The organism is Naasia sp., assembly GCF_025465545.1.
GTDB lineage: Bacteria > Actinomycetota > Actinomycetes > Actinomycetales > Microbacteriaceae > Naasia.
On sequence record NZ_JAODMK010000015.1, the window covers coordinates 24,197 to 45,180 of the forward strand.

The window sequence follows — 20,984 nt, forward strand, 5'->3', positions numbered from 1 at the left end:
CGCCCGGCGAGTCAGGCGCCGCTGCGGTCCTCGCTGAGCTTGGAGAGCGCGCCGGCTGCGTCGGTGCTGCCCGCCGCCGACAAGAGCCTCAGCTCGCCGGCGTCCTGTCCTTCCCCCGCCAGCTCGACGAGCCGCCCTCCCTCAGTGGCCGGCCGCGAGGCGCTTCCGGTAGTCGCGGACCCAGATCGCGGTCGCCGGAACGCCGCCGAACGTGTAGAAGTGCAGCCTCACCACACCGTGCTGCTCCGGCGTCAGGCGAGCGGCCAGATCGCTGATGAACCTGTCCGGTCCGGCCGTGCCGAGCAGGTTCGTCAGCGAGAACCCGTACTTCTTGGCGATCCCCGCGCTCGAGGCGACACCGAAGCGGGACGCGAAGGTGATCAGACGCTTGATCCCGGCCGGTCCGGGCACGCCGATGCGGATCGGCAGGTCGACACCCCTCGAGCGCACGCCCTCGATCCAGTCGACCACCGGGTCCACGTCGAAGCTGAACTGGGTGAGGATGGTGCCGGGCAGGCCCTGCTCGGAGAGCACCGCGAACTTGCCTTCGAGGGCCGCCCACAGCGCGTCCTCCTTGATGTCGGGGTGCCCCTCCGGGTATCCCGCGATCGAGACGTGCTTCACCCCGTACTGCTGGAGCAGCCCGGTCTTGATGACGTCCAGCGCGCCGTCATACGGGCCCTCGGGGGTGTGCGGATCTCCGCCCACACTGAAGACGTTCTCGCTGGCGCCCTCGGCCTGCAGGGCGGAGAGGAACTCCTCGAGCATCGCCTGACTCGCGATGCGGCGGGCAGAGATGTGCGGGACGGGAACCAGACCGGAGTCGAGCACCGCCCTCGCGGCGGTGACCCGCATGGCGAGGTCCTCGTTGCCGAGGAAGGTCACGTTCATCCTGGTGCCCGGCGGCAGATCGGCTGCCGCTTCCCGAAGGCCGGCGACATCCTTGCCGGTCATCTCCAGTGAGAAGTCCTCGAGCAGTTCGGCGGCGGTGATCGCCATCGATTCCCCTTCCTTCTGGCGCCACGGGAGCGCCGGTGGTTCCGATCGTGGTCGAGCGGACGTCCCGCCCGGGTCTTCTCAGCCCTGTGCTGCCCCGTCGTTGGCCCGATACACCGTGCGGGCGAAGTCGTGGAATGGAGCGGGCGCGACCGTCGCGCGGATCCGCACCTGGCGGTGACGCTGGTCGACCTGGGGCTTCTTCGAGATCGGCTCCTCACCCCAGACCACCTCGACCTCCGCGCCGTCCTCCAGCTCGATGTCGAGCGTCGCCAGCGACATGTAGAGCTGATCGAACGAGACGTAGCCGGCATCGGTGGAGATCCCCACGAGCCTGTCCCCGGAGCGCACCTCGTCCATCTGGTACAGCCCGTACCTGGCCTTGGGCAGGTCGAGGAACTTCGCCGGGACTCCGGGCTCCAGCTGCGACTTGACGACGCTCGCGACATCGTCGGCGTTCCAGATCAGCGTGACCTTGCGGCGCTGGGGCGACTCGGCCAGCTTCTCCAGCGCGGCGCGGCCGTGGAAGTCGTGGTCGAACTTCACCGAGCGGCCGAGCCCGATGTCGAACGGCGTGAGGTAGAAGTCGTGCACGTCCTGCGAGTACAGCGACCCGGCCACGGAGCCGGCACGCGCCGCCGGCAGCCACTCGCGATACTCGGCGAAGTCCTCGTCGAAGATGGCGGGGAAGGGCGTCGGAACCCAGCCGGACTCCAGCGGCGAGCTCGAGTAGGCCTTGGCGCCCACCCGCCGGATGTCGTACTCGGCGCCGGCCTCCAGCAGGGCATCGCGGACGAGGTCCGAGTCCTCCCACGGGCCGAAGAACTCGAAGCCCGGCTGACCGGCCATGCCGTGGCGAAGGCCGTAGACGTGCCTGCCGGCGATCTCGAAGTCGCCGATGTGGAAGAACTTCACCGCGGGCGGGGGCCCGCCGAGGAGCTTCGCCATGACCTCGTTCGCCACCGGGCCCTGCAGCTCGTAGCGGTAGAACGTCGGGGGGCCCTGACGCATGTTCGAGTTCGCCTCGAGCCGGTGGTGCACGTCCTTCCCCGCCGCCTCCGCCTTCTCGAGGTTGTAGCGCACCCAGTCGATGAGCATGTGGTGGCCGATCAGGACGAGCCCCTCCGGCCCCTCCCAGTTGTAGAAGAGGATGCCGTCGCCGATCAGATAGCCGTCCTGGTTCACGGAGATGAGCTGCTTCGCGACGCCCTTCCGGAAGGTCGCGAACGTGTTCGGCGAGATCGACTGCAGCAGGGGGATGACCTCCTCCCCGTGCATGAACAGCTGCGTCATGTGGTGCGACTGGTCCATCAGAGCGACCGTGGAGTTCCAGGCGCGCTGCTCGTCACGCCAGTTCGTGAACTCCGGTGCCACCGGGAAGGTGAACGCCGGCCAGTCCTGGTTCCGAAGCAGTTCGATGGGGTTCCCGACGCGCGAGAGGGCCTGGGCGAGCGTTTCAGACATCTTCGTCCTCACTGTGAGATCCGGCGACACGGACGTCGCTCGGCAAGGGATGGGTTCGGTCGAGGAGCGGCTGCTGAGCGCCCGACAGCGGCTCGGATCGGCGCCTTCTGCAGCACGCCATGGTCAGCGGAAGACGATGGTGGAGTTGCCGTCCCGAAGGACCCGGTCCTCGCAGTGCCACTCCACCGCCCGGGCGAGCACCGCGCGCTCGACATCGGCGCCCCTGCGCTGCAGGTCGCCCGCCGAGTCCGAGTGCCGGACCCGCACCACGTCCTGCTCGATGATGGGCCCCTCGTCCAGGTCCTCGGTCACGTAGTGCGCCGTGGCGCCGATCAGCTTGACGCCGCGCTCCTTGGCGCGCGCGTACGGTCCCGCCCCGAGGAAGGCCGGCAGGAAGGAGTGGTGGATGTTGATCACCGGTACCCCGACCTCCTCGAGGAAGCCGCCCGTGATGATCTGCATGTAGCGGGCCAGGACGACGAGGTCGACGTTGCCCTTGAGCAGGTCGAGGTGACGGCGCTCCGCGGCCGACCGATCGTTCGGGTCAACCGGGACGTAGAAGTACGGGATGTTGAACGGCCGGACCTCCTCGGCGAGGTCCGGGTGGTTCGAGACCACCATCGCCACCGTCATCGGGAGCTCCCCACGCCGATGCCGCCAGAGCAGGTCGAGCAGGCAGTGATCGGTCTTCGACGCGAAGATGGCCACCCGCTTCAGCTGCCCGGCGGGCCTGAGGCTCCATTCGAGCCCCAGGCCCTTCGTCAGCCTCTCCTCGAGCACCCGCTCCAGCTCGGGGCGCGACGCGGCGAACCCGTCGAGTTGGAACACCGTCCGCTGGTAGAACCGGCCGCCCTCCGGGTCGGTCGAATACTGGTCGAGGGTGATGATGTTCGCGCCCGCCTCATTGAGCAGGGTCGAGACGGCCGCCACGATGCCCGGCCGGTCCTCCCCCGACACGATGAGACGGACGCTCGACTGGGGGTCCCCTGTGGCCTCGACGCGGCGACGCTCCGCGCTGGTCTCGGTGGTTGATGCCACGCTTCCTCCTCGAAGGTCCTCGACGTCCGGTTCCTCAGGCGCTGGCGCTGCGCCAGCCGCCGTGGTACTCGGACCGGGCGGTCACCGAGTAGGGCACCGGGCTGACGACGACGCGGACCTCGGCCTGCGTGTGCGGGTTCGCCGACGTCTTCTCGGTGTTCGGGTCCTCGCCCCACAGCACGCGCAGCTCGGTGCCGATCTCGACGTCGGGATCCACAGTGGCCAGCGACAGCCCGCGTCGCTCGTTGGCGCTGTAGCCGGTGAAGAGGGAGGCGCCCACGATCTTGCCGCTCGCGTCGAGAACCGAGTCGAAGTTCGACGATCCGTAGTTCGCGTTCGGCAGGTTGAAGAACTGGTTGCCCGGGCCCTCGACATCGAGGAGGGAGGTCATGACCTTCCCGAGGTCCTCCGCGTTCCAGGCCAGCGTCACCTTGCGGCGCTGGGTGGACGGGTCGATCTTCTCGAGGGCGTCGCGGCCGATGAAGTCGTGGTCGAACTTCACGAAGCTGCCATAGCCGAGCTCCCACGGGTTCAGGTAGTAGTCCTCGATGTCGTCCGAGACGAAGCTGCCGGCGAGGGCGTTCGTCGCCTCGTAGCTGTTGAGCGGCAGCCACTCGCGGTAGGCGCGCTCGGCCTCGCTCGAGTAGATGGCGGGCAGCGGCGAGGGGATCCAGCCCGACTCCAGGGTGTTCGACGAGTAGGCGCGGGATCCGACCGGCTCGAGCCCGAACTCGGCCCCTGCCTCCAGGATCGCGTTGCGGATGCGCTCGGCGTCCTCGTACGGTCCCCACAGCTCGAGGCCGGGCGCTCCCGCCATGCCGTGGCGCAGCGTGCGGACCTCTGTCCCGTCGATCGTCAGCGTGCCCATCCGGAAGAACTTGACCTGCTCGACGGGGCCGCCCTGCAGCTTCTCGATGATCGGCCAGGCGCTGGGGCCCTGGATCTGGAGCCGCCAGTACTTGCGGCTGACCGCCTTGCCGTAGGGCCGACCCGGCGAACGGCGGTCCACCTCGATGTCGACGTCGTAGCCACCGGTCTCGCCGTGGAACAGCAGCCAGTTGGAGACCGGTGCGCGACCGACGTAGACGTACTCGTCCTGCTCCTGGTGGAACAGGATGCCGTCCCCGATCACGCCGCCGTTCGACGCGGTCGGCACGAGCTGCTTGGCCATGTTGACGGGGAAGTTCGCCACCGAGTTGATGGCTGTGTCCTGCAGGAGCTTGAGGGCGTCCTTGCCCCGGATGATCAGGTTGTCCATGTGGTGCGACTGGTCGAACAGCACGGCGGTCTCGCGCCAGGCGCGCTGCTCCCGCTGCCAATTCGTGAACTCCGCCGGCACGACGGGGTAGATGTACGCGCCGATCTTCGAGTTGCGGAGGAGGTCGACGGGGTTCCCCGCCTGGTCGAGGAGTTCCTGGAGGTTGCTGGGGCTGCTCATCGTTCTCTTTCTTTCGGGGGTGAGGGTTCCAGAGCGCGCCGGGGCGGCACGTGAGGAGGACGGCGGAGGGCGGCGGCGGGCACCGCGGCGGGGCCGCGAGGGAGGACGCCCAGGGGAACCGGACGGCGGGCGGCGAGCTGGGGGGCGAGGCGGGATGCGGTCGGCAAGGCTCCGGCCGCGGGAATGCCGCCGCCGGCCCGAGGATCGCGTGCACCCAACCGGAACTCCTTCGTCCAGCGACCGGTCCAGACGGGCCCGCCTCCTGCAAGGTATGCCGTGCGATCCGCAGGGTCAACAGGTTGCGCTCCAATCGCAGACAGAATTGTTGACAGTGGGTGGGCGGCATGGTCGACTTGCCGCCATGACCGCAGGTGGACGCACCCTTCTCGTCGTGAGCGCGCACGCGGGAGACTTCGTGTGGCGCGCGTCCGGGGCCATCGCGTCAGCGACCGCCCGGGGGGAACGAGCCGTCATCGTCTGCCTCTCCTTCGGCGAGCGCGGCGAGTCGGCGAGCCAGTGGCTGGCGGGAAAGTCCCTCGACGAGATCAAGGCCATGCGGCGAGCCGAAGCCGAGGCCGCGGCGGCGGCGCTGGGCGCCGAGATCGAGTTCCTCGACGCGGGCGACTACCCGCTGCTCGAGTCGCAGGAACTCGTCGACACCCTCGTGGGGGTCTTCCGGCGGGTCGTGCCGACGGTGGTCCTCACCCACCCGCTCACCGATCCCTACAACGGCGATCACCCCGCGGCCGCCCGCATGACGCTGCAGGCGAGGATCCTGGCGCAGGCGATCGGGTATCCCGCGGAAGGCGAGCCGCTCGGCGCTCCCCCGGTGTTCTTCTTCGAGCCGCACCAGCCGGAGCAGTCCGACTTCAAGCCGAACGTCCTCCTCGACATCACCGCCGCCTACCCGGCGAAGGAGGCGGCCATGCAGTGCCTCCCTGCTCAGAAGCACATGTGGAGCTACTACACCGACCTCGCCGTCCGGCGCGGGGTGCAGGTCCGCCGGAACGCAGGCCCCAACCTCGGCCTGCCGAGCGACACGCGTGGTGAGGCCTACATGCGCTACTACCCGCAGGTCACGGACGTGCTCGAATGAGGCACGTCGTCGTCACGGACGTCCCGCGCCCGCCGCTCGAGCAGCTCGACGAGCTGGCGGCGTTCGGCGTCGCCACCGTGCACGAGGCGATGGGCCGCAGCGGCATGCTCGGCCCGGTCGTGCACCCGCTTCAGCAGGGGGCCCGCATCGCGGGCGCCGCGGTGACCGCGCTGTGCTGGCCCGGCGACAACCTCATGATCCACGCGGCGGTCGAGCAGTGCCGCCCCGGCGACATCCTCGTCGTCACGACGGTGTCCCCCTCCCTCGATGGCTCCTTCGGCGAGCTCCTGGCCACCGCCCTCGTGCATCGAGGGGTACGGGGACTGGTCACCACCGGCGGCGTCCGCGACGTCGCCGACCTGCGGGCCATGGGCTTCCCGGTCTGGGCGGGCGCCCAGAACGCGCAGGGGACCGTGAAGGCGACCGCAGGCTCGGTCAACGTGCCCGTCAGCGTCGGCGGCGCGGTCGTGCGGGCGGGTGACGCCATCGTCGCGGACGACGACGGCGTGCTCTGCGTTCCGCGCGCCACCATCGCCGACGCTCTCAGCGCCTCCCGCTCCCGCGTCGAGAAGGAGGCCGCTGCCCGCGAGGCCTACCAGCGGGGCGAGCTCAGCCTCGACCGCAACGAGCTCCGCGGGCTGCTGCAGCGCCTCGGAGTGGAGCGCGTCTCCGCGGCGGATCGTGACCGCTGAAGAGGACGGCATCCGCTGCATGCTCATGCGCGGCGGCACCTCCAAGGGCGCCTACTTCCTCGCGGAGGATCTGCCCGAGGACGGCGCGGACCGCGATCGGCTGCTCCTGCGGATCCTGGGCAGCCCCGACCCGCGTCAGATCGACGGCATCGGCGGCGCGCACCCGCTCACCAGCAAGGTCGCCGTGGTGAGCGCGTCGACGGGCGGCGGGACCGACGTGGACTACCTCTTCCTCCAGGTGATGGTGGACGAGCCGGTGGTCACCGATCAGCAGAACTGCGGAAACATCCTCGCCGGGATCGGCCCGTTCGCGCTCGAGCGCGGCCTGGTCACGGCGCAGGGCGACACGACGACGGTGCGCATCCGGATGGTCAACACCGACAGCACCGTCGTCGCGTCCTTTCCGACCCCCGGCGGGGTGCCCAGGTACTCGGGCGCCCTCGCGATCGACGGCGTCCCGGGCACCGGGGCGCCGATCGAGCTGGCGTTCTCGGACACGGCAGGCGGCACCACCGGGGCGCTCCTGCCCACGGGCAGTCCCCTCGACCTCGTGGCGGGCGTGCGCGTCACCTGCGTCGACAACGGGATGCCCTCTGTGCTGATCGCGGCGGCGGATCTCGGCGTGACCGGAACGGAGGAACCGGCCGACCTCGAGTCCGATGAGGTCCTCCAGGCCCGCCTCCGTGCCATCCGGGCGGCGGCAGCCGAGCTCATGGGCATGGGTGACGTGGCCGAGACGACGGTGCCGAAGATGGTCCTGCTGTCCGCTCCGCTCGCCGGCGGCACCATCTGCACCCGCAGCTTCCTGCCGGTGCGCGTGCACACCTCCATCGGCGTGCTCGGCGCCCAGACGGTGGCGGCCGGCATCGCGATCGACGGTGCGGTCGGGCACGACCTCGCCGCCCTGCCCGCCGACGGGCAGCCCTTCCGCATCGAGCACCCCACCGGGCACATGGACATCCGCATCGACTTCGTCCCGGGCAGCACGGACATCGCGTCGTCGGTCGTGTTCCGCACGGCCCGGAAGCTGTTCGACGGCGTGGTGTTCCCCCGCTCCGCCTGAGTTCCCCTCCCCACCAACTCTCCCCCAACGCGAAGGAGCGCCATGAGAGGCCCCGGATTCCTCGACATCGCCCACCTCGGGCACGTCGAGCTGCTCACCTCCGACCTCGAGCGGAGCCGCTGGTTCTTCACCGAGCTGCTCGCCTTCCGCGAGGTCGCGGCCGAGGGCGACTCGGTCTTCCTGCACGCGTGGGACGACTATGAGCGGTACACGATCAAGCTCAGCGCAGCCCCCAAGTCGGGCGTCGGGCGGCTCGCGCTGCGTGCCGCGAGCCCCGAGGCGCTCGAGCGCCGGGTCGCCGCGATCGAGGCGGCGGGGCGGGGCATCGGCTGGAAGGACGGCGAGCAGGGCGTGGGGCGCAGCTTCGCGTTCACGGACCCGGACGGCCACCCGATGGAGATCTACTACGAGACCGAATGGTTCCAGGCGCCCGCCGGCGAGGAGCCCGCGCTGAAGAACCAGGCGGACCGCTTCCCGGGGCGGGGGGTGAACGCCCGTCGGCTCGACCACGTCAACTACCTGGGCAAGGACGTCGAGGAGAACGGCCGGTTCGTCAACGAGGTGCTCGGCGGTGAGGCGACCGAGCAGATCCAGCTGGACACCGGCGTCATCTCGGCCCAGTGGTTCCACTTCACGAACAAGTCGTACGACCTCGTGTACTCGGGCGACTGGACGGGCAGCAGCGGGCGTCTGCACCACATCGCGTTCGCCACGGACACCCGCGAGGACATCCTCAAGGCGGCCGACATCTTCCTGGAGAACGGCATCCACATCGAGTCGGGGCCGCACAAGCACGCGATCCAGCAGACGTTCTTCCTCTACGTCTACGAGCCGGGCGGGAACCGCATCGAGTTCGCCAACGCGGGGGCCCGCGTGCTGCTCGCGCCGGACTGGAAGACGATCACCTGGACGGAAGCCGATCGCGCCAAGGGCCAGGCCTGGGGCATGAAGACGATCTCCACCTTCCACACCCACGGGACACCGCCCGTCGACGAGTGAGGTCGCGGGTCAGCCGAGCAGGCGCAGCGCCTCGATCACGCTGAGCAGGTGGGTCCTGGTCGCCGCTTCGGCGGCGGCCGGGTCCCGGTCGATCACCGCGTCGAGGATGGCCGCGTGCTCGCCGGCCGAGACGGCCGCGCGTCCGGGCTGGAATGCCAGCCGGAACTGGTGACGCACGCTCTGCGCGTGCAGGCGCTCGAGGATGCCGACGGCGGTCGCGTGCCGGCTGAGGTCGCGGATCCGCTCGTCGAGCAGCTGGTTCAGGCGGGAGTAGCCGAGCAGGTCGCCCGAGGCGACGGCCTCGAGGAGGTCGTGCCGGAGCCGCCGGAACTCGGCGACCTCGGCGTCGGTCACATGCTCAGCGGCCTTCGCCGCGCAGAGGCACTCGAGACCGATGCGCACCTCCAGGATCTCGATCGCCTCGTCGAGCGAGATCGCCCGTACGCGGGACCCCCGGTTGGGCAGCCGGTCGATCAGGCCGTCATTCGCCAGCTCGAACAGGGCTGTGCGAACGGCGGCGCGGCTGGCACCGAATCCCGCGCTGAGGTCGGCCTCGATGAGTCGCTGGTTGGGGGCGAAGTCGCCGTCCACGATCGCCTGGCGGATCGCCGCGGTCAGATCGGCGACGGTCGGCCCCTTGAGCGCCTGCCCGTCCAGCACATCGGTCATGAGTCCTCCTGATCCGTACAGTATCGGCCCTCCAACGACGGGAGTCACCCAGGGGTTCGCCGATTCTGTCTACAATCGGCCCGGAACAGAGGAGCACAGGTGCACGTCGCGGTGCTGGGGCTGGGCGAAGCCGGCTCCGTCTATGCCCGGGGCCTGGCTGCGCGCGGCGTCACGGTGCGGGCATTCGACCCGGCTGTCGCCGTCGCGCCGGCGGGAGTCGCGCTCGCCGACGACGCGGCGAGCGCGGTCCGGGACTCGGACGTCGTCGCGAGCCTGGTCGGCGCATCGGCGGCGCAGGAGGTCGCCCGGTCCGTCTTCGGAAGCATGCCCACGACCGCCGTCTTCGCCGACATGAACACCGGCGCCCCCGCCGAGAAGCAGCGGATGGCCGCGGGCGCGGCGACCGCAGGGATCCTGTTCGCGGACGTCGCGATCATGGCGCCGGTCCCCCGGTCGGCCGAGCTCACGCCGCTGCTCGCCAGCGGGCCGGGAGCCGCCCGGCTCACCGCACTCTGGGGCGGCCTGGGCATTCCGATCACCGACGCCGGTCCCGATGCGGGCGATGCCGCCGGCCTCAAGCTGCTGCGCAGCGTGTTCATGAAGGGCCTCGCGGCACTGCTCTTCGAGAGCGTGACCGCGGCGGAGCAGCTGCGAGCGGGCGGGTGGATCCGCCAGGAGCTCGCCGGCGAGCTGGGGCCGCACGGCGCGGAGCTGATCGATCGGCTGATCTCCGGGACGCGTCAGCACGCGCAGCGCCGCGAGCACGAGATGCGGGATGTTCAGGCGTTCCTCGCGTCGCTCGACTCCCCTGCCTGGATGACCGCCTCCACGGTGCGCTGGCTGCAGGCCATCGCCGCGGGCGAGGTCTGACGGCCCGTCGTCGAATCGCTACCGGATTGTCAACAGAATGTGTTGCGATCCGGCGTCGCGCGCACGTACTCTGGCGACCACAGAGCGAGGTGGCGCACCGTGTGCACCCGAGGCCGACCAGCGACGAGGCGGGTATGGACGTAGACGTCAGCGAGTCCTCGGCGATCCGGTTCTCCGGGTCCCCTCGCCCGTGCGACGCCGCCGGCGAAGGGGCCGGCAGTGGCGGCTGAGCTCACGCTTCGGGACGTCACCCTCCGATTCGGCGGGATCTCGGTCCTCGACCGGGTCAGCTTCTCGGTGGCGGCCGGCCACATCTTCGGGCTCGTCGGACCGAACGGTGCGGGCAAGACCTCGCTCTTCAACTGCATCAGCGGTCACTACCGCCCCAGCGCGGGCTCCATCCTCGTGGACGAGGTCGAGACCGTGAACGCCCCGGCCTGGCGGATGGCGAAGCTCGGACTAGCCAGGACCTTCCAGCACCCCGCCCTCCGGCTGGATGCGACCGTGCTCGAGAACGTCCTGCTCGGCGCGCACTCCTGGCTGCCCGGCGGACCGCTGTCCTGGTCGCTCCGGCTCCCCCCGACCGGAAAGGTCGAGCGGAGCGCCCGCGCGGAAGCCGTCGGCCTGCTCGAGCGGACGGGCCTCGCGTGGGCTGCGGATGTCCCCGCGGACGAGCTGTCGCACGGCCTGCACAAGGGCATCGAGCTCTGCCGGGCGCTCCTCTCCCACCCGCGCCTCCTGCTCCTCGACGAGCCGGCCGCCGGCCTCTCGCACGGCGAGGTCGAGCGCTTCATCGAGACGATCCGCGGGGTGCGCGAGGACTTCGACCTCACGGTCGTGATCGTGGAGCACCACATGGGGCTCATCTCGGCCCTGACCGATCGGGTCGTCGTGCTCGACCACGGGGCGAAGCTGATGGAGGGCACGGCGGCCGAGGCCCAGGCCGACCCGCGCGTCATCGAGGCCTACCTCGGCAAGGAGGTGACGGACGATGAGCCTGCTTGAGCTCGAGAACGTCACCGCCTCCTACGGGCACGCCCAGGCGCTGCACGGCGTCTCGCTGTCGCTGCCCGAGAACGGCGCCATCGGCATCCTCGGCGCGAACGGCGCAGGCAAGACCACCACTCTTCGCGCGATCAGCGGGATGTTGAAGACCACCGGGCGCATCCTCTTCGAGGGCAAGGACATCGCGGGGCTGGGACCCGACCGCGTCGCCCGGCTCGGCATCGCCCACGTGCCGGAGGGCCGCGGGACGCTCCCGCAGCTGAGCGTCCGCGACAACCTGCTGGTCGGCGCCTACCAGCGCAAGGACCGCAAGCAGATCGCCGCCGACATCGACTACTGCCTCGACCTGTTCCCCAACCTCCGCGAGCGCATCAAGTCGAACGCCGCGGCCCTCTCGGGCGGCGAGCAGCAGATGCTGGCGGTCGCCCGCGCCGTCATGGCCAGGCCCCGCGTGATGCTCCTGGACGAGGCCTCCCTCGGCCTGGCCCCGAGCACCGCACGCCGGGTCTACGAGGCCGTCGTCCGGCTCCGCCGCGAGGCGCAGCTGTCGATGGTCGTCGTCGAGCAGAACGCCGTCCTCGCCTTCTCCGTGGTCGACCACGCGACCGTGCTGGAGACCGGGAAGGTCGCCCTCGCGGGCGACAAGGCCGAACTGATGGGCATGGACGCAGTGCGACGCGCGTACCTGGGGGGCTAGATGCAGTACTTCATCCAGGTCGTCGTCGACGGTGTCGCCACCGGCGCCATCTACGGCGCACTGGCACTCGCGATCGTCCTGGTCAACCGGGCGACGGGCCTCATCAACTTCGCTCAGGGGGCGATGGCCGTGATGGCGACGTTCGTCGCCTTCGCGCTCACCCGGGCCGGGGTGCCCCTGATCGCGGCCGCCCTTGCGGCGTTCGCGTTCGCGTTCGTCCTCGGGGCCCTCCTCGAGCGGGTCGTGGTCCGGCGCTTCGAGGGCGGCGACCCCGACATCGCGGTCGTCGCGACCATCGGACTGCTCGTCCTCCTGACCGGCATCTCCGCCGCGTTCTTCGGCTACGAGCCGCACCCGTTCCCCTCGTTCTTCCCGCTCGGGACCGTCAATCTCTTCGGCGTCTTCCTCAGCTTCCGCTCGCTGGGCACCATCGTGATCCTGGTGGTGGCGATGGTGGCGCTGCAGGTGCTGTTCCGCTCGACCAAGCTGGGGCTGGCCATGCGCGCAGTGGCGGACAACCCGCGCTCTTCCGCCCTGTCCGGCCTGCCGGTGAGCCGGCTGCTGATGATCGGCTGGGGCCTCGCCGCCGGACTCGGAGCGCTCGCGGGCATCCTCGTCGCTCCGCAGCTCTTCATCAGCCCGGGGATGCTCGACTTCGCCCTCGTCTACGCGCTCGCGGCGGCCATCCTCGGCGGGCTGGACTCCCCCGTCGGCGCCGTGGTGGCTGCGGCGTTCATCGGGGTCGTCGAGAACCTCGCCGGGGCCTACATCGACGTCATCGGTGACGACCTCAAGATCGCGGTGCCCTTCGCGGTGATGATCGTGATCCTCATCGTCCGGCCGCAGGGGCTCTTCGGACGAAAGGTCGTGGTGCGCGTCTGATGGAGAAGCTCCTCGCCCGCCGCTCGGTACGCCTGGTCGCACTCGCCGTCTTCGCGGTGGTGCTGGTGGTGGCGCCCCTCGTGTCCAGTCCGTTCATCAACTACCAGCTCGCGCTGATCGCGGTGTTCGCCGTCGCGCTGCTCGGCGTCAACATCGTGATGGGCTACACCGGCCAGGTCTCGCTCGGACAGAGCGCATTCCTGGGACTCGGCGCGTACATCGCCGCGTACGGCGTGAAGAACGGCTGGCCGCTGCTGCTGGTGCTGGTGCTCTGCGCCGTTCTGCCCGCAGCGGTGGGGATGCTGGTGGCCCTCGCGGCCGCCCGGCTCCGCGGTCTCGCGCTCGCGATGATCACGATCGCCCTGCCCATCATCGGCATCCCCCTGGCAAGGCGGTTCTCGGACTTCACCGGCGGCTCGGGAGGCGCGACGGTGAGCTTCATGAAGGCGCCGGACTGGAGCGGCCTCGCCAACGACCAGTGGCGCTACTACGTGGTCCTCGTGATCGCGGTGGTCGCGTTCCTGCTCGCCCGCAACCTGGTCCGCGGACGAGTGGGTCGTGCCTTCGCGATCGTGAAGGAGAACGAGGCGGTGGCCCTCGCGATGGGCGTCTCGCCGTACCGCTACAAGGTGCTCGCCTTCACGATCGCCTCGCTCCTCGGCGGCGTCGCCGGATTCTCCTACCTCGTGGTGGTGCAGTTCACCTCGCCGGAGACCCTGAGCTTCTTCACCTCCATCAACCTGGTGGCCGCCATGGTGATCGGAGGATCGGCCAGCATCGCCGGCACGATCCTCGGCGCCATCTACTTCGTCGTGGTCCCGGTGCTCGCCGGCGCGGTCAACTCGGCCCGCACCGCGCTCATCTCCGGCGCGATCCTGCTCGCGGTGCTGTTCCTGCTGCCCCGCGGCCTCGCCTCCCTCCCGCGCCGCGTCCGTCAGCTCAGCGCAAGGAAGAGCCACGGGCGCACGGGGGCGACGGCCCCCCACAACTCCCCGGACGGCGCCAGCAGCGCTGCGCCTCCGGAGATCCCGGAAATCCCCGCAGCAAACGAAGAGAGGCAAGCTCGATGAGAAACTTCCACAAGACGACCCGGGTCACCGGCGCCGTCGCCGTCCTGGGCATCTCCGCCCTGCTCGTCACGGGGTGCACCCGTGCAGACACCAGCGGCACAGGCACCGGCGCGAGCGCAGGCGCAGCAGAGGCGAGCCCCGGCATCACGGACGACTCGCTCAGCCTCGGCATCAGCAGCCCGCTGAGCGGACCGACTGCCGGCCCCGGGTCCTGCTCGGTCGCGGGCCTGTACACCTATCTCGAGGCGAAGAACGCCGCAGGCGGCTTCGAGTTCGGCGACGGCAAGACCCGCACCGTCAAGCTCACCTACCTCGACGACGTCTACGACCCCGCGAAGGCCGTCTCCAACTTCCGCCAGCTCGAGGGTGACGGAATCTTCGCCTACGTGGGAGCCCTCGGCACGCCGACCAACGCCGCCGTGATGCCGGTGGCGAACGAGGAGAAGGTGCCGCAGGTGCTGCTCGTCACGGGCGCCACCACCTTCTCGAAGGATCAGAAGACCAACCCCTGGACCTTCGGCCTGCTGCCGACCTACTTCGACGAGGGCGCCGCGTTCGGCAAGCTCCTCGCCGATGCCGGCAAGGCGGTCACGGTCGCGACGCTCGCCCAGAACGACGACTACGGCAAGGACTACCTCGCCGGCTTCCAGTCCGCGATCGAGGGCAGCGATGTCAAGGTCGTCGGCTCGGCCACCTACGAGCCGTCCGACACCACGCTCGACAGCCAGGTGACCGAACTCGCTGCGACGAAGGCCGACACGCTCCTCAGCGCCGTCTCGGTGACCCCGCTGCAGGTGGGTGTGCTCACCCGCGCCCAGGACATCGGCTGGCTGCCGCGCATCTTCCTGCCGTCGAACACGTCGACACCCGCCACCGTCATCGAGCCCGGACAGGGCACGGCCTACCCGGCCCTGTACTCGACCTCGCTGACCAAGGTCCCGGTGTCCCCCGCGTTCGCCGACGACGAGGAGGTGAAGGCCTACAACGCGGCCTTCGAGAAGTACGGCTCGAAGATCACCACCACGTACACCCCGCACTGCGCGTGGAGCTACGCGGAGGGCGCCATCCTCGAGCAGGCCTTCAAGGGCATGACCGACCCCACCCGGGACAGCTTCATGACGGCGCTGCACTCGATCACCGGGTTCCACGCCCCGCTGCTCCTCGACGGCATCACCGTCGACACGACGGCGACGGACAAGCCGGCCATCCAGGGCATCCAGCTCGTTCAGTACAACGGCAAGGGCTACGCTCCGGCCTCGAAGTACTGATCGCGGAACGAGAGGGACGCCCCGGAGCCTTCGGACTCCGGGGCGTTCTGCGGCCGCACCTGCCCTCCCACGTCGAGGTGGCACTGGTTGCTGCCACTTCGCCGAGGTGACAGCACCAGGTGCCACCTCGCGGGAGGCTGTGGAGGCGGTCGGTGCAGGTTGCACAGGATGAGGGATCCTTCCCGGCATGCCGAGACCCACCACCCCCCTTCCCCACTGGGCAGACGAGCCGTTCCGGGTTCGAGACGCCTCCGCACGAGGCGTCGGGACCGGGCGTCTCCGAGGCCGCGACCTCGCGGCTCCCTACCGTGGCGTTCGCTCCCCCGGCACCGCTCGGCACTCGGTGCTCGAGCGCTGCGCGGCCTACAGCGCTGTGATGGCGCCCTGGGCCTTCTTCAGCCACCGCACGGCGGGACGGATCCACGGTCTGCCGCTCCCGGGCCGCGAGGAGGACGAGCTCCTGCACGTCTGCGTCTACAAGCCCGAGCGCGCGCCGCGGGCGGAGGGAATCGTCGGGCACCACGCCACCCTCGGCACGACCGACACCGTGATGAGCTTCGGCTGGTCCGTCACCTCGCCCGCACACACGCTGCGCCAACTCGCATCGGAGCTCTCGGTGGACGACCTGGTGGTGGTGGGAGACGCGCTGGTGGCTCGGGCCAAGCCTCTCTGCACGCCGGAGGAACTGGCCAACCTCCTGCCGGGCGCAGGCGGGATGCGCGGCGCCGTGAAGCTGCGTGACGCGGTGCGGCTGATCCGTGCGGGGTCGGAATCTCCGATGGAGACCCGGCTGCGGCTCCTCCTCGTCCGTGCCGGCCTTCCGGAACCGGCCCTCAACGTGGACATCCGGAACCGGCACGGCCGCTTCGTCGCCCGCGGCGATCTCGTCTACGAGAAGGAGCGGGTGGTCGTCGAATACGACGGCGACCAGCACCGCAGCGACCGAGGGCAGTACGAGCGGGACGTGGACCGGCTGGAGCAGCTCGGGGACGAGGGCTGGCGGGTGCTCCGAATCCTGCGACACCACATGGCGGCCCCGCAGACCGTCGCCGCTCGTGTCCGTGACGCCTGCGCCGGCCCTCGCGAGGTGACACATGGTGCTGCCACTTCGCCGAGGTGACAGCACCACGCGCCACCTCGGCAGGCGGCCGGGACGTCAGCGGCGGCGTACCGGGAGGATCAGGCGCGAGTCGTGCCGACCACCGGTGTGCAGCACCTGCGGCCCGGTGTTGATGTCCGACTCGTGCCGCGCGTAGACGAGCGGCTTGCGGTAGTGCTTGATGTCGTAGCCCTGCACGACGAGGACCAGGCTGTCCCCGGCGGCGAAGCGCGTGCCCGACGGGAGGATCTCGATGTCGAGCCGGCTGGGACCGTCGTCCTCGAGCGGGAGCGCGCGGCGATGCGCCAGGACCGGCAGGAACGACGTCGACCGCTCCTCATCGAGCTCCCGGTGGGACGCGCGGAGCCAGCCGAGCGCGACCGGGCCATCCTCGAACTGCGCGTAGTACGGGAACGGCACGATGCGGCCCTCCCCGTCGCGCTTGAACAGGCCGACGAACACGTCCATGTCTGCCGCCTTCGGGGCGGACATGTGCAGCACGGCCCGGCTGTGCCCGACGATGTCGGTGGGCTCCGCGAACCGGTGCTCGAAGACGAGCCGCTCGGCCGCGAACGGGTCGCCGAGCCCGTGGTACTCGGCCGTCGCCTCCTGCGGAGGTGCGTCTGCGGTGAGGAGGCCGGTCGAGGCGTCGAGGTGCAGCTCCCGGTAGTCGATGTCCGGCAGCGGCCACCCCGTCGACTCGATGAACTCCCCCTCGTAGTAGCCGGTGCGGAGCTCGGCACGCACGCGCGGCCACGCCTCCACGTCGTTGGCGGCATCCTTCAGGAAGCGGTCGAAGAAGTCGCGCTGCAGCTCCACGTTCTCAGGAAGGTAGTACTCGGCCCACTTCTTGCGTCCGTGCACGTAGAGCCACTTCTGCGGCGACGAGATCCGGCGGAAGCCCTCGAGGGTCCCCCGGGTGTGCAGCCCCTGATCCGACCAGCTGCCGACCACGAAGGCGGGCACCGTGATCGCCTCGAGGTCGGCGGCCTTGGACGCCCAGAACTCGTCGAAGAAGGGATGCTCGCGGGTCTCCAGCTCGAGATCCTCGATGGGCCCCGTCGACGCGCCCCAGCGCTCCCAGATGTACGGCCAGAACGACGTCTCCGGGATGCCGCCGTGGCGGGCGACCTCGCGGTAGGTGTCCGACCAGCCCTCCCACGGGTTGATCGCGGCGAGGTGCGGCGGGTGCAGCGCGGCGACCCGCCACTGTGCGACGGTCAGGTAGGAGACGCCGGACAGGCCGACCTTTCCGTTGCTCCAGTCCTGCACCCCGGCCCACTCGATCAAGTCGTAGAAGTCCTCCGCCTCCTCTGGCGACAGGTAGCTCGCGGGGCCCTTCGCGTACCACGTGCCCGGGATGTCGGCGATCACGATGGCATAGCCGCGCGGCACCCAGTAGACCGGGTCAGGGCCCTCGAAGGTGGTCAGGTCGCTCATGTGCTCGGGCTTCACGCCGCTGGCCGGATAGATCTGGCCGATGGGGGCCGGGTCGTGCTTGCCGTAGGGCGACCAGGCGATCAGGGGCGGCACCGGATCCCCGTCCCGGGGGCGGTAGACGTCCGCCTGCACGGTGCGCCCCGAGCGGGTGCGAACCTCCACGTCCCGCTCGATGATCATGTCGTCCCGCGTCTCGGTCCGCGGCTGCGGCGGGACACCCCGCCGGGACTCCGGGGTGCTGCGGGGTGGGCGGAGCGGATACGGGGACTCGGGCATCGGCGGCGTCGTCTCTCTTCTCGATGGGGTTGCAGGTCAGGTGGGAGGAGCGGGGGTCGAAGCTGCCGGAGCCCGCTGCGAACGGGCGACGGTCCAGACGATGAGGATGCCGAAGGCGACGAGTGCCACCGCCACCAGGATCAGCGGAGCCGCCCAGCCGCCGGTGGCGTCGTGGACCGCGCCGAGCACGGTGGGCGCCGTGGCGCCGCCGAATCCGTAGCCGACGCCCTGCGTCACCGCGGAGAGGCGACGGGCATGCATGCCGTTGCGCGCGATCTCGACGATGATCACGAAGACGAGGGTGATGCCCGCGCCCTGGGCGGCTCCCGCGAAGATCGACCAGGCGAGCCACGCCTGGGGGGCGAGGAGCAGGCCGAGAGGAACCGCGAGCCAGCCGACCGCCATCGCGACCGTGACGGGGAGCAGGCCGACCCGCCGCGCGGCCAGCGGGACGCCGAGGGAACCCGCGAGGCCGAACAGCTGGAACACGGTGGCGGCAGATCCCGCCTGGGTGGCATCGAAGCCGAGATCGTCCCGGAGGAGGGTCGGGAGCCAGGCCGAGATGCCGTAGTAGGCGAAGCCCTGACCGATGAAGGCCACCGCGAGCAGAGTGCCGGTCAGCGCGTCGCTGCGGCGCCCCGAGCGCCCCTCGGCGGACTCCTCATCGGCGCGCTCGGCCGCCGTCAGGGGCTCCGCGCGCTCGACGAGAAGGGCCCTCCTGCGCTCCGCGAACAGCCAGAGACCGAGGACCACCGCGGTGAAGACCGCCCACCACACGAGCGCCACCCGCCAGCCGGCGAGCTCGGCGAGCGGAGCCGTCGCGAACGTGCCGATGACCGAACCCAGGTTGAGCGCGCCCGTGTAGAGGGCGGTGGCGACGCGTGCCCGATCGGCCGAGACCTCGCGGCGGATCAGGACGGGAACGACGACGTTCCCCACCGTGATGAACGCGCCCATCAGGATGGTGCCCGCGACGACGGCCTCCGCTCCCCCGGCGGATCGGACTATGGTGCCGAGGATCACACCCAGGATCGCCAGCGTCGTTGCGAGGTCCGGGCCCAGGCGCGCGATGAGGAAGGACGCCACCGGGGTCACCAGTGCGAAGCACAGCACCGGCACACTGGTCAGCAGGCCCGCCTGCGCCGAGCTCAAGGAGAGGTCGACCTTGATGTCGGCGAGGACCGGCGCCACGGCGATGATCGGTCCCCGCAGGATGAGGCCGAGCGCGATGATGGCTGCGGCGACCAGCCACGGCGCCCGGAAAGGTGCTGCGCGCATGCCGTCCGTTCTGCGCTGTTGGCGTGCTGAGGGCCGGGACGGCTCGGTGCCGTCCCGGCCAGGTTGACGGGACGGGTCAGGCCGGCAGTGCGACGCTGTGGGTGTCCATGAACTCCCGCAGCCCCTCGATGCCCATCTCCCGGCCCAGGCCGGACCCCTTCACTCCCCCGAACGGCGCGCGCTGGTCGAGCACGGCGGCGCTGTGCGCGTTCACGAAGACGTAGCCGGCCTGCAGACGGCCGCCGATCTCTGCCGCCTTGGCCCGATCGGTCGTCCACACGGATGCGCAGAGGCCCGCCCACGTGTCGTTGGCTGCGGCGACTCCCTGGTCCTCGTCGTCGAACGGGAGAATCGGGATGGTGGGGCCGAACTGCTCCTCGGTCACCACGCGCAGCGTCGGGTCGGGATCCAGCACGAGCGAGGGCCGAAGGAAGTTGCCGGCGGCGAACTCGCCTCGCGGAAGCTCGCCGAACTCCCGGATCTCCGCGCCGGCTGCCCGTGCCTCGCCGAGCAGCTCCTCGACGAACGCCTTCTGGGACGGCGCATGCAGCGGGCCCATGGTCGTGCTGGGGTCGCGCCCGTCGCCGAGCACCACCTTCTCCAGCCGGGCGCCCAGCCCGTCGACGACCTCCTGGTAGCGGGAGCGGTCGACATAGACGCGCTTGGCGGCCATGCAGATCTGCCCGGTCGTGTCGAAGATGCCGTGGTAGAGCGCATCCAGGCCCTCGTCGCCGAGGTCCGCGTCCTTGAGGATGACGGCCGCGTCGTTGCCGCCCAGCTCGAGCGCCACCTTGGTCAGCGACTTGGACGCCATCTCCATGATCCTGTTGCCGCCGCGGACGGAGCCGGTGAAGTGCACCATCGACACGTCCCGGTTGGACACGAGCGGCTCGCCGATCACGGCATCCTGGCCCGTGACGACGTTGAGCACGCCCGGCGGCAGGTGCTCCGCCATCCGGCGAACCAGCAGCGAGGTGGCGAGGGGGGCCGAGGGCGGCGGCTTGAGGATGACGGTGTTGCCGGCGACGAGCGCGTACGGCAGGGAGGCGCCGAGGATCGCGAGCGGCCAGTTGAAGGGGACGATGATGGTGACGACCCCGCGCGGGACGTAGCTGATGATCGTCTCGTTGGGCGGGCCGGGCAGCGTCGTGGTCTCGTCCACCTGGTCCGCCAGCCCGGTCGCGAGGCCGCATCGGAAGCCGAACACGAAGACGTCGCCGCGCGCCTCGTCGAGGACCTTGCCGTTCTCGCGGGACAGGATGTCCGCGTGCTCCTCGAAGTGCTCGCCGATCGCCGCGACCGCGGCATCGATCTGCGCGGCACGCTCCTTCGGGGAGAGCGCCGCCCAACCGGGGAAGGCGGACTTCGCGGCCTGCACGGCCTGGAGAGCCTGGTCGCGGGACGCGCCTGCGGCCGTTCCGATGGTTCCGCCGCGAGCCGGGTCGACGACGGTGAGAACGCCCTCGTCCCCGTCTGCCTCCTTGCCGTCGATGAACAGGCGGGTCGTGACCGCGACCGGCGACTCAGCAATCGTCATTGAATCCTCCATGGGTTCCCAGGGGTCGGGGCTCGAGCCCGGTGACCAGCCCGGTGTCAGTGACGCTACCCGCGGCCGCAGAACCGGTCAACGAGATTGTCGTCACT

Annotated in this window: 19 protein-coding genes; 11 read left to right on the plus strand and 8 right to left on the minus strand. The window is 70.4% G+C overall.

Annotation, left to right across the window (positions count from 1 at the left end; translation table 11 throughout):
• Positions 1-141 precede the first annotated feature (141 nt).
• The 4 genes from JWR33_RS04345 to JWR33_RS04360 form a co-directional block, all read right to left on the minus strand.
• Positions 142-999 carry a methylenetetrahydrofolate reductase gene (locus JWR33_RS04345; protein ID WP_297409765.1) on the minus strand — a complete coding sequence of 286 codons (858 nt, stop codon included), beginning with the start codon at positions 997-999 and terminating at the stop codon, positions 142-144.
• Between the two features lie 78 nt (positions 1,000-1,077).
• Entirely contained in the window at positions 1,078-2,460 is a 1,383-nt protein-coding gene (locus tag JWR33_RS04350; protein ID WP_297409767.1) for an aminomethyl transferase family protein, read from the minus strand.
• A gap of 123 nt (positions 2,461-2,583) precedes the next feature.
• Entirely contained in the window at positions 2,584-3,498 is a 915-nt protein-coding gene (purU, locus tag JWR33_RS04355; protein ID WP_297409769.1) for a formyltetrahydrofolate deformylase, read from the minus strand.
• A gap of 34 nt (positions 3,499-3,532) precedes the next feature.
• Positions 3,533-4,936, minus strand: coding sequence for an aminomethyl transferase family protein (locus JWR33_RS04360; RefSeq protein WP_297409771.1), 1,404 nt, complete (start codon positions 4,934-4,936; stop codon positions 3,533-3,535).
• Between the two features lie 361 nt (positions 4,937-5,297).
• On the opposite strand from JWR33_RS04360, the gene JWR33_RS04365 reads away from it, so the two are divergent.
• The 4 genes from JWR33_RS04365 to JWR33_RS04380 are packed head-to-tail and all read left to right on the plus strand — an operon-like array spanning position 5,298 to position 8,786.
• Positions 5,298-6,032, plus strand: coding sequence for a PIG-L deacetylase family protein (locus JWR33_RS04365; RefSeq protein ID WP_297409772.1), 735 nt, complete (start codon positions 5,298-5,300; stop codon positions 6,030-6,032).
• On the plus strand, positions 6,029-6,724 hold the full coding sequence (locus tag JWR33_RS04370) for a 4-carboxy-4-hydroxy-2-oxoadipate aldolase/oxaloacetate decarboxylase (RefSeq protein WP_297409774.1): 696 nt from the start codon (positions 6,029-6,031) through the stop codon (positions 6,722-6,724). Before JWR33_RS04365 ends, JWR33_RS04370 begins: the two co-directional genes overlap by 4 nt.
• Complete coding sequence (locus JWR33_RS04375; RefSeq protein ID WP_297409775.1) at positions 6,714-7,787, plus strand: 4-oxalomesaconate tautomerase; 1,074 nt, start codon at positions 6,714-6,716, stop codon at positions 7,785-7,787. The genes JWR33_RS04370 and JWR33_RS04375 overlap by 11 nt, the downstream gene beginning before the upstream one ends.
• Positions 7,788-7,829: 42 nt before the next feature.
• A complete protein-coding gene (locus JWR33_RS04380; RefSeq protein ID WP_297409776.1) occupies positions 7,830-8,786 on the plus strand; it encodes a VOC family protein in 957 nt (318 codons plus the stop codon).
• A gap of 9 nt (positions 8,787-8,795) precedes the next feature.
• On the opposite strand, the gene JWR33_RS04385 is transcribed toward JWR33_RS04380, so the two are convergent.
• Positions 8,796-9,455: a GntR family transcriptional regulator gene (locus JWR33_RS04385; protein ID WP_297409777.1), complete on the minus strand. Its 660-nt coding sequence runs from the start codon at positions 9,453-9,455 to the stop codon at positions 8,796-8,798.
• A gap of 99 nt (positions 9,456-9,554) precedes the next feature.
• Between JWR33_RS04385 and JWR33_RS04390 the strand changes: the two genes are divergently transcribed.
• The 7 genes from JWR33_RS04390 (at position 9,555) to JWR33_RS04420 (ending at position 16,367) form a co-directional block, all read left to right on the plus strand.
• Positions 9,555-10,325 (plus strand): NAD(P)-dependent oxidoreductase, encoded by a 771-nt coding sequence (locus JWR33_RS04390; RefSeq protein WP_297409778.1) that lies wholly within the window; start codon positions 9,555-9,557, stop codon positions 10,323-10,325.
• A 219-nt stretch (positions 10,326-10,544) separates the two neighbouring features.
• Positions 10,545-11,330, plus strand: coding sequence for an ABC transporter ATP-binding protein (locus tag JWR33_RS04395; protein WP_297409779.1), 786 nt, complete (start codon positions 10,545-10,547; stop codon positions 11,328-11,330).
• Positions 11,317-12,027 (plus strand): ABC transporter ATP-binding protein, encoded by a 711-nt coding sequence (locus JWR33_RS04400; protein ID WP_297409781.1) that lies wholly within the window; start codon positions 11,317-11,319, stop codon positions 12,025-12,027. Before JWR33_RS04395 ends, JWR33_RS04400 begins: the two co-directional genes overlap by 14 nt.
• Positions 12,028-12,909, plus strand: a complete 882-nt coding sequence (locus JWR33_RS04405) for a branched-chain amino acid ABC transporter permease (RefSeq protein WP_297409782.1) — start codon at positions 12,028-12,030, stop codon at positions 12,907-12,909.
• Entirely contained in the window at positions 12,909-13,979 is a 1,071-nt protein-coding gene (locus JWR33_RS04410; protein ID WP_297409783.1) for a branched-chain amino acid ABC transporter permease, read from the plus strand. The genes JWR33_RS04405 and JWR33_RS04410 overlap by 1 nt, the downstream gene beginning before the upstream one ends.
• Positions 13,976-15,247 carry an ABC transporter substrate-binding protein gene (locus tag JWR33_RS04415; protein WP_297409784.1) on the plus strand — a complete coding sequence of 424 codons (1,272 nt, stop codon included), beginning with the start codon at positions 13,976-13,978 and terminating at the stop codon, positions 15,245-15,247. Before JWR33_RS04410 ends, JWR33_RS04415 begins: the two co-directional genes overlap by 4 nt.
• Positions 15,248-15,623: 376 nt before the next feature.
• Entirely contained in the window at positions 15,624-16,367 is a 744-nt protein-coding gene (locus tag JWR33_RS04420; RefSeq protein WP_297409785.1) for a DUF559 domain-containing protein, read from the plus strand.
• A gap of 36 nt (positions 16,368-16,403) precedes the next feature.
• Here JWR33_RS04420 and JWR33_RS04425 read toward each other — a convergent pair whose 3' ends face one another.
• From JWR33_RS04425 to JWR33_RS04435, 3 genes are all read right to left on the minus strand, one after another.
• Positions 16,404-18,062, minus strand: coding sequence for a CocE/NonD family hydrolase (locus JWR33_RS04425; protein ID WP_297409787.1), 1,659 nt, complete (start codon positions 18,060-18,062; stop codon positions 16,404-16,406).
• Between the two features lie 36 nt (positions 18,063-18,098).
• Complete coding sequence (locus JWR33_RS04430; RefSeq protein WP_297409788.1) at positions 18,099-19,340, minus strand: MFS transporter; 1,242 nt, start codon at positions 19,338-19,340, stop codon at positions 18,099-18,101.
• Between the two features lie 76 nt (positions 19,341-19,416).
• Complete coding sequence (locus JWR33_RS04435; RefSeq protein ID WP_297409790.1) at positions 19,417-20,877, minus strand: aldehyde dehydrogenase family protein; 1,461 nt, start codon at positions 20,875-20,877, stop codon at positions 19,417-19,419.
• Positions 20,878-20,984: the final 107 nt, after the last annotated feature.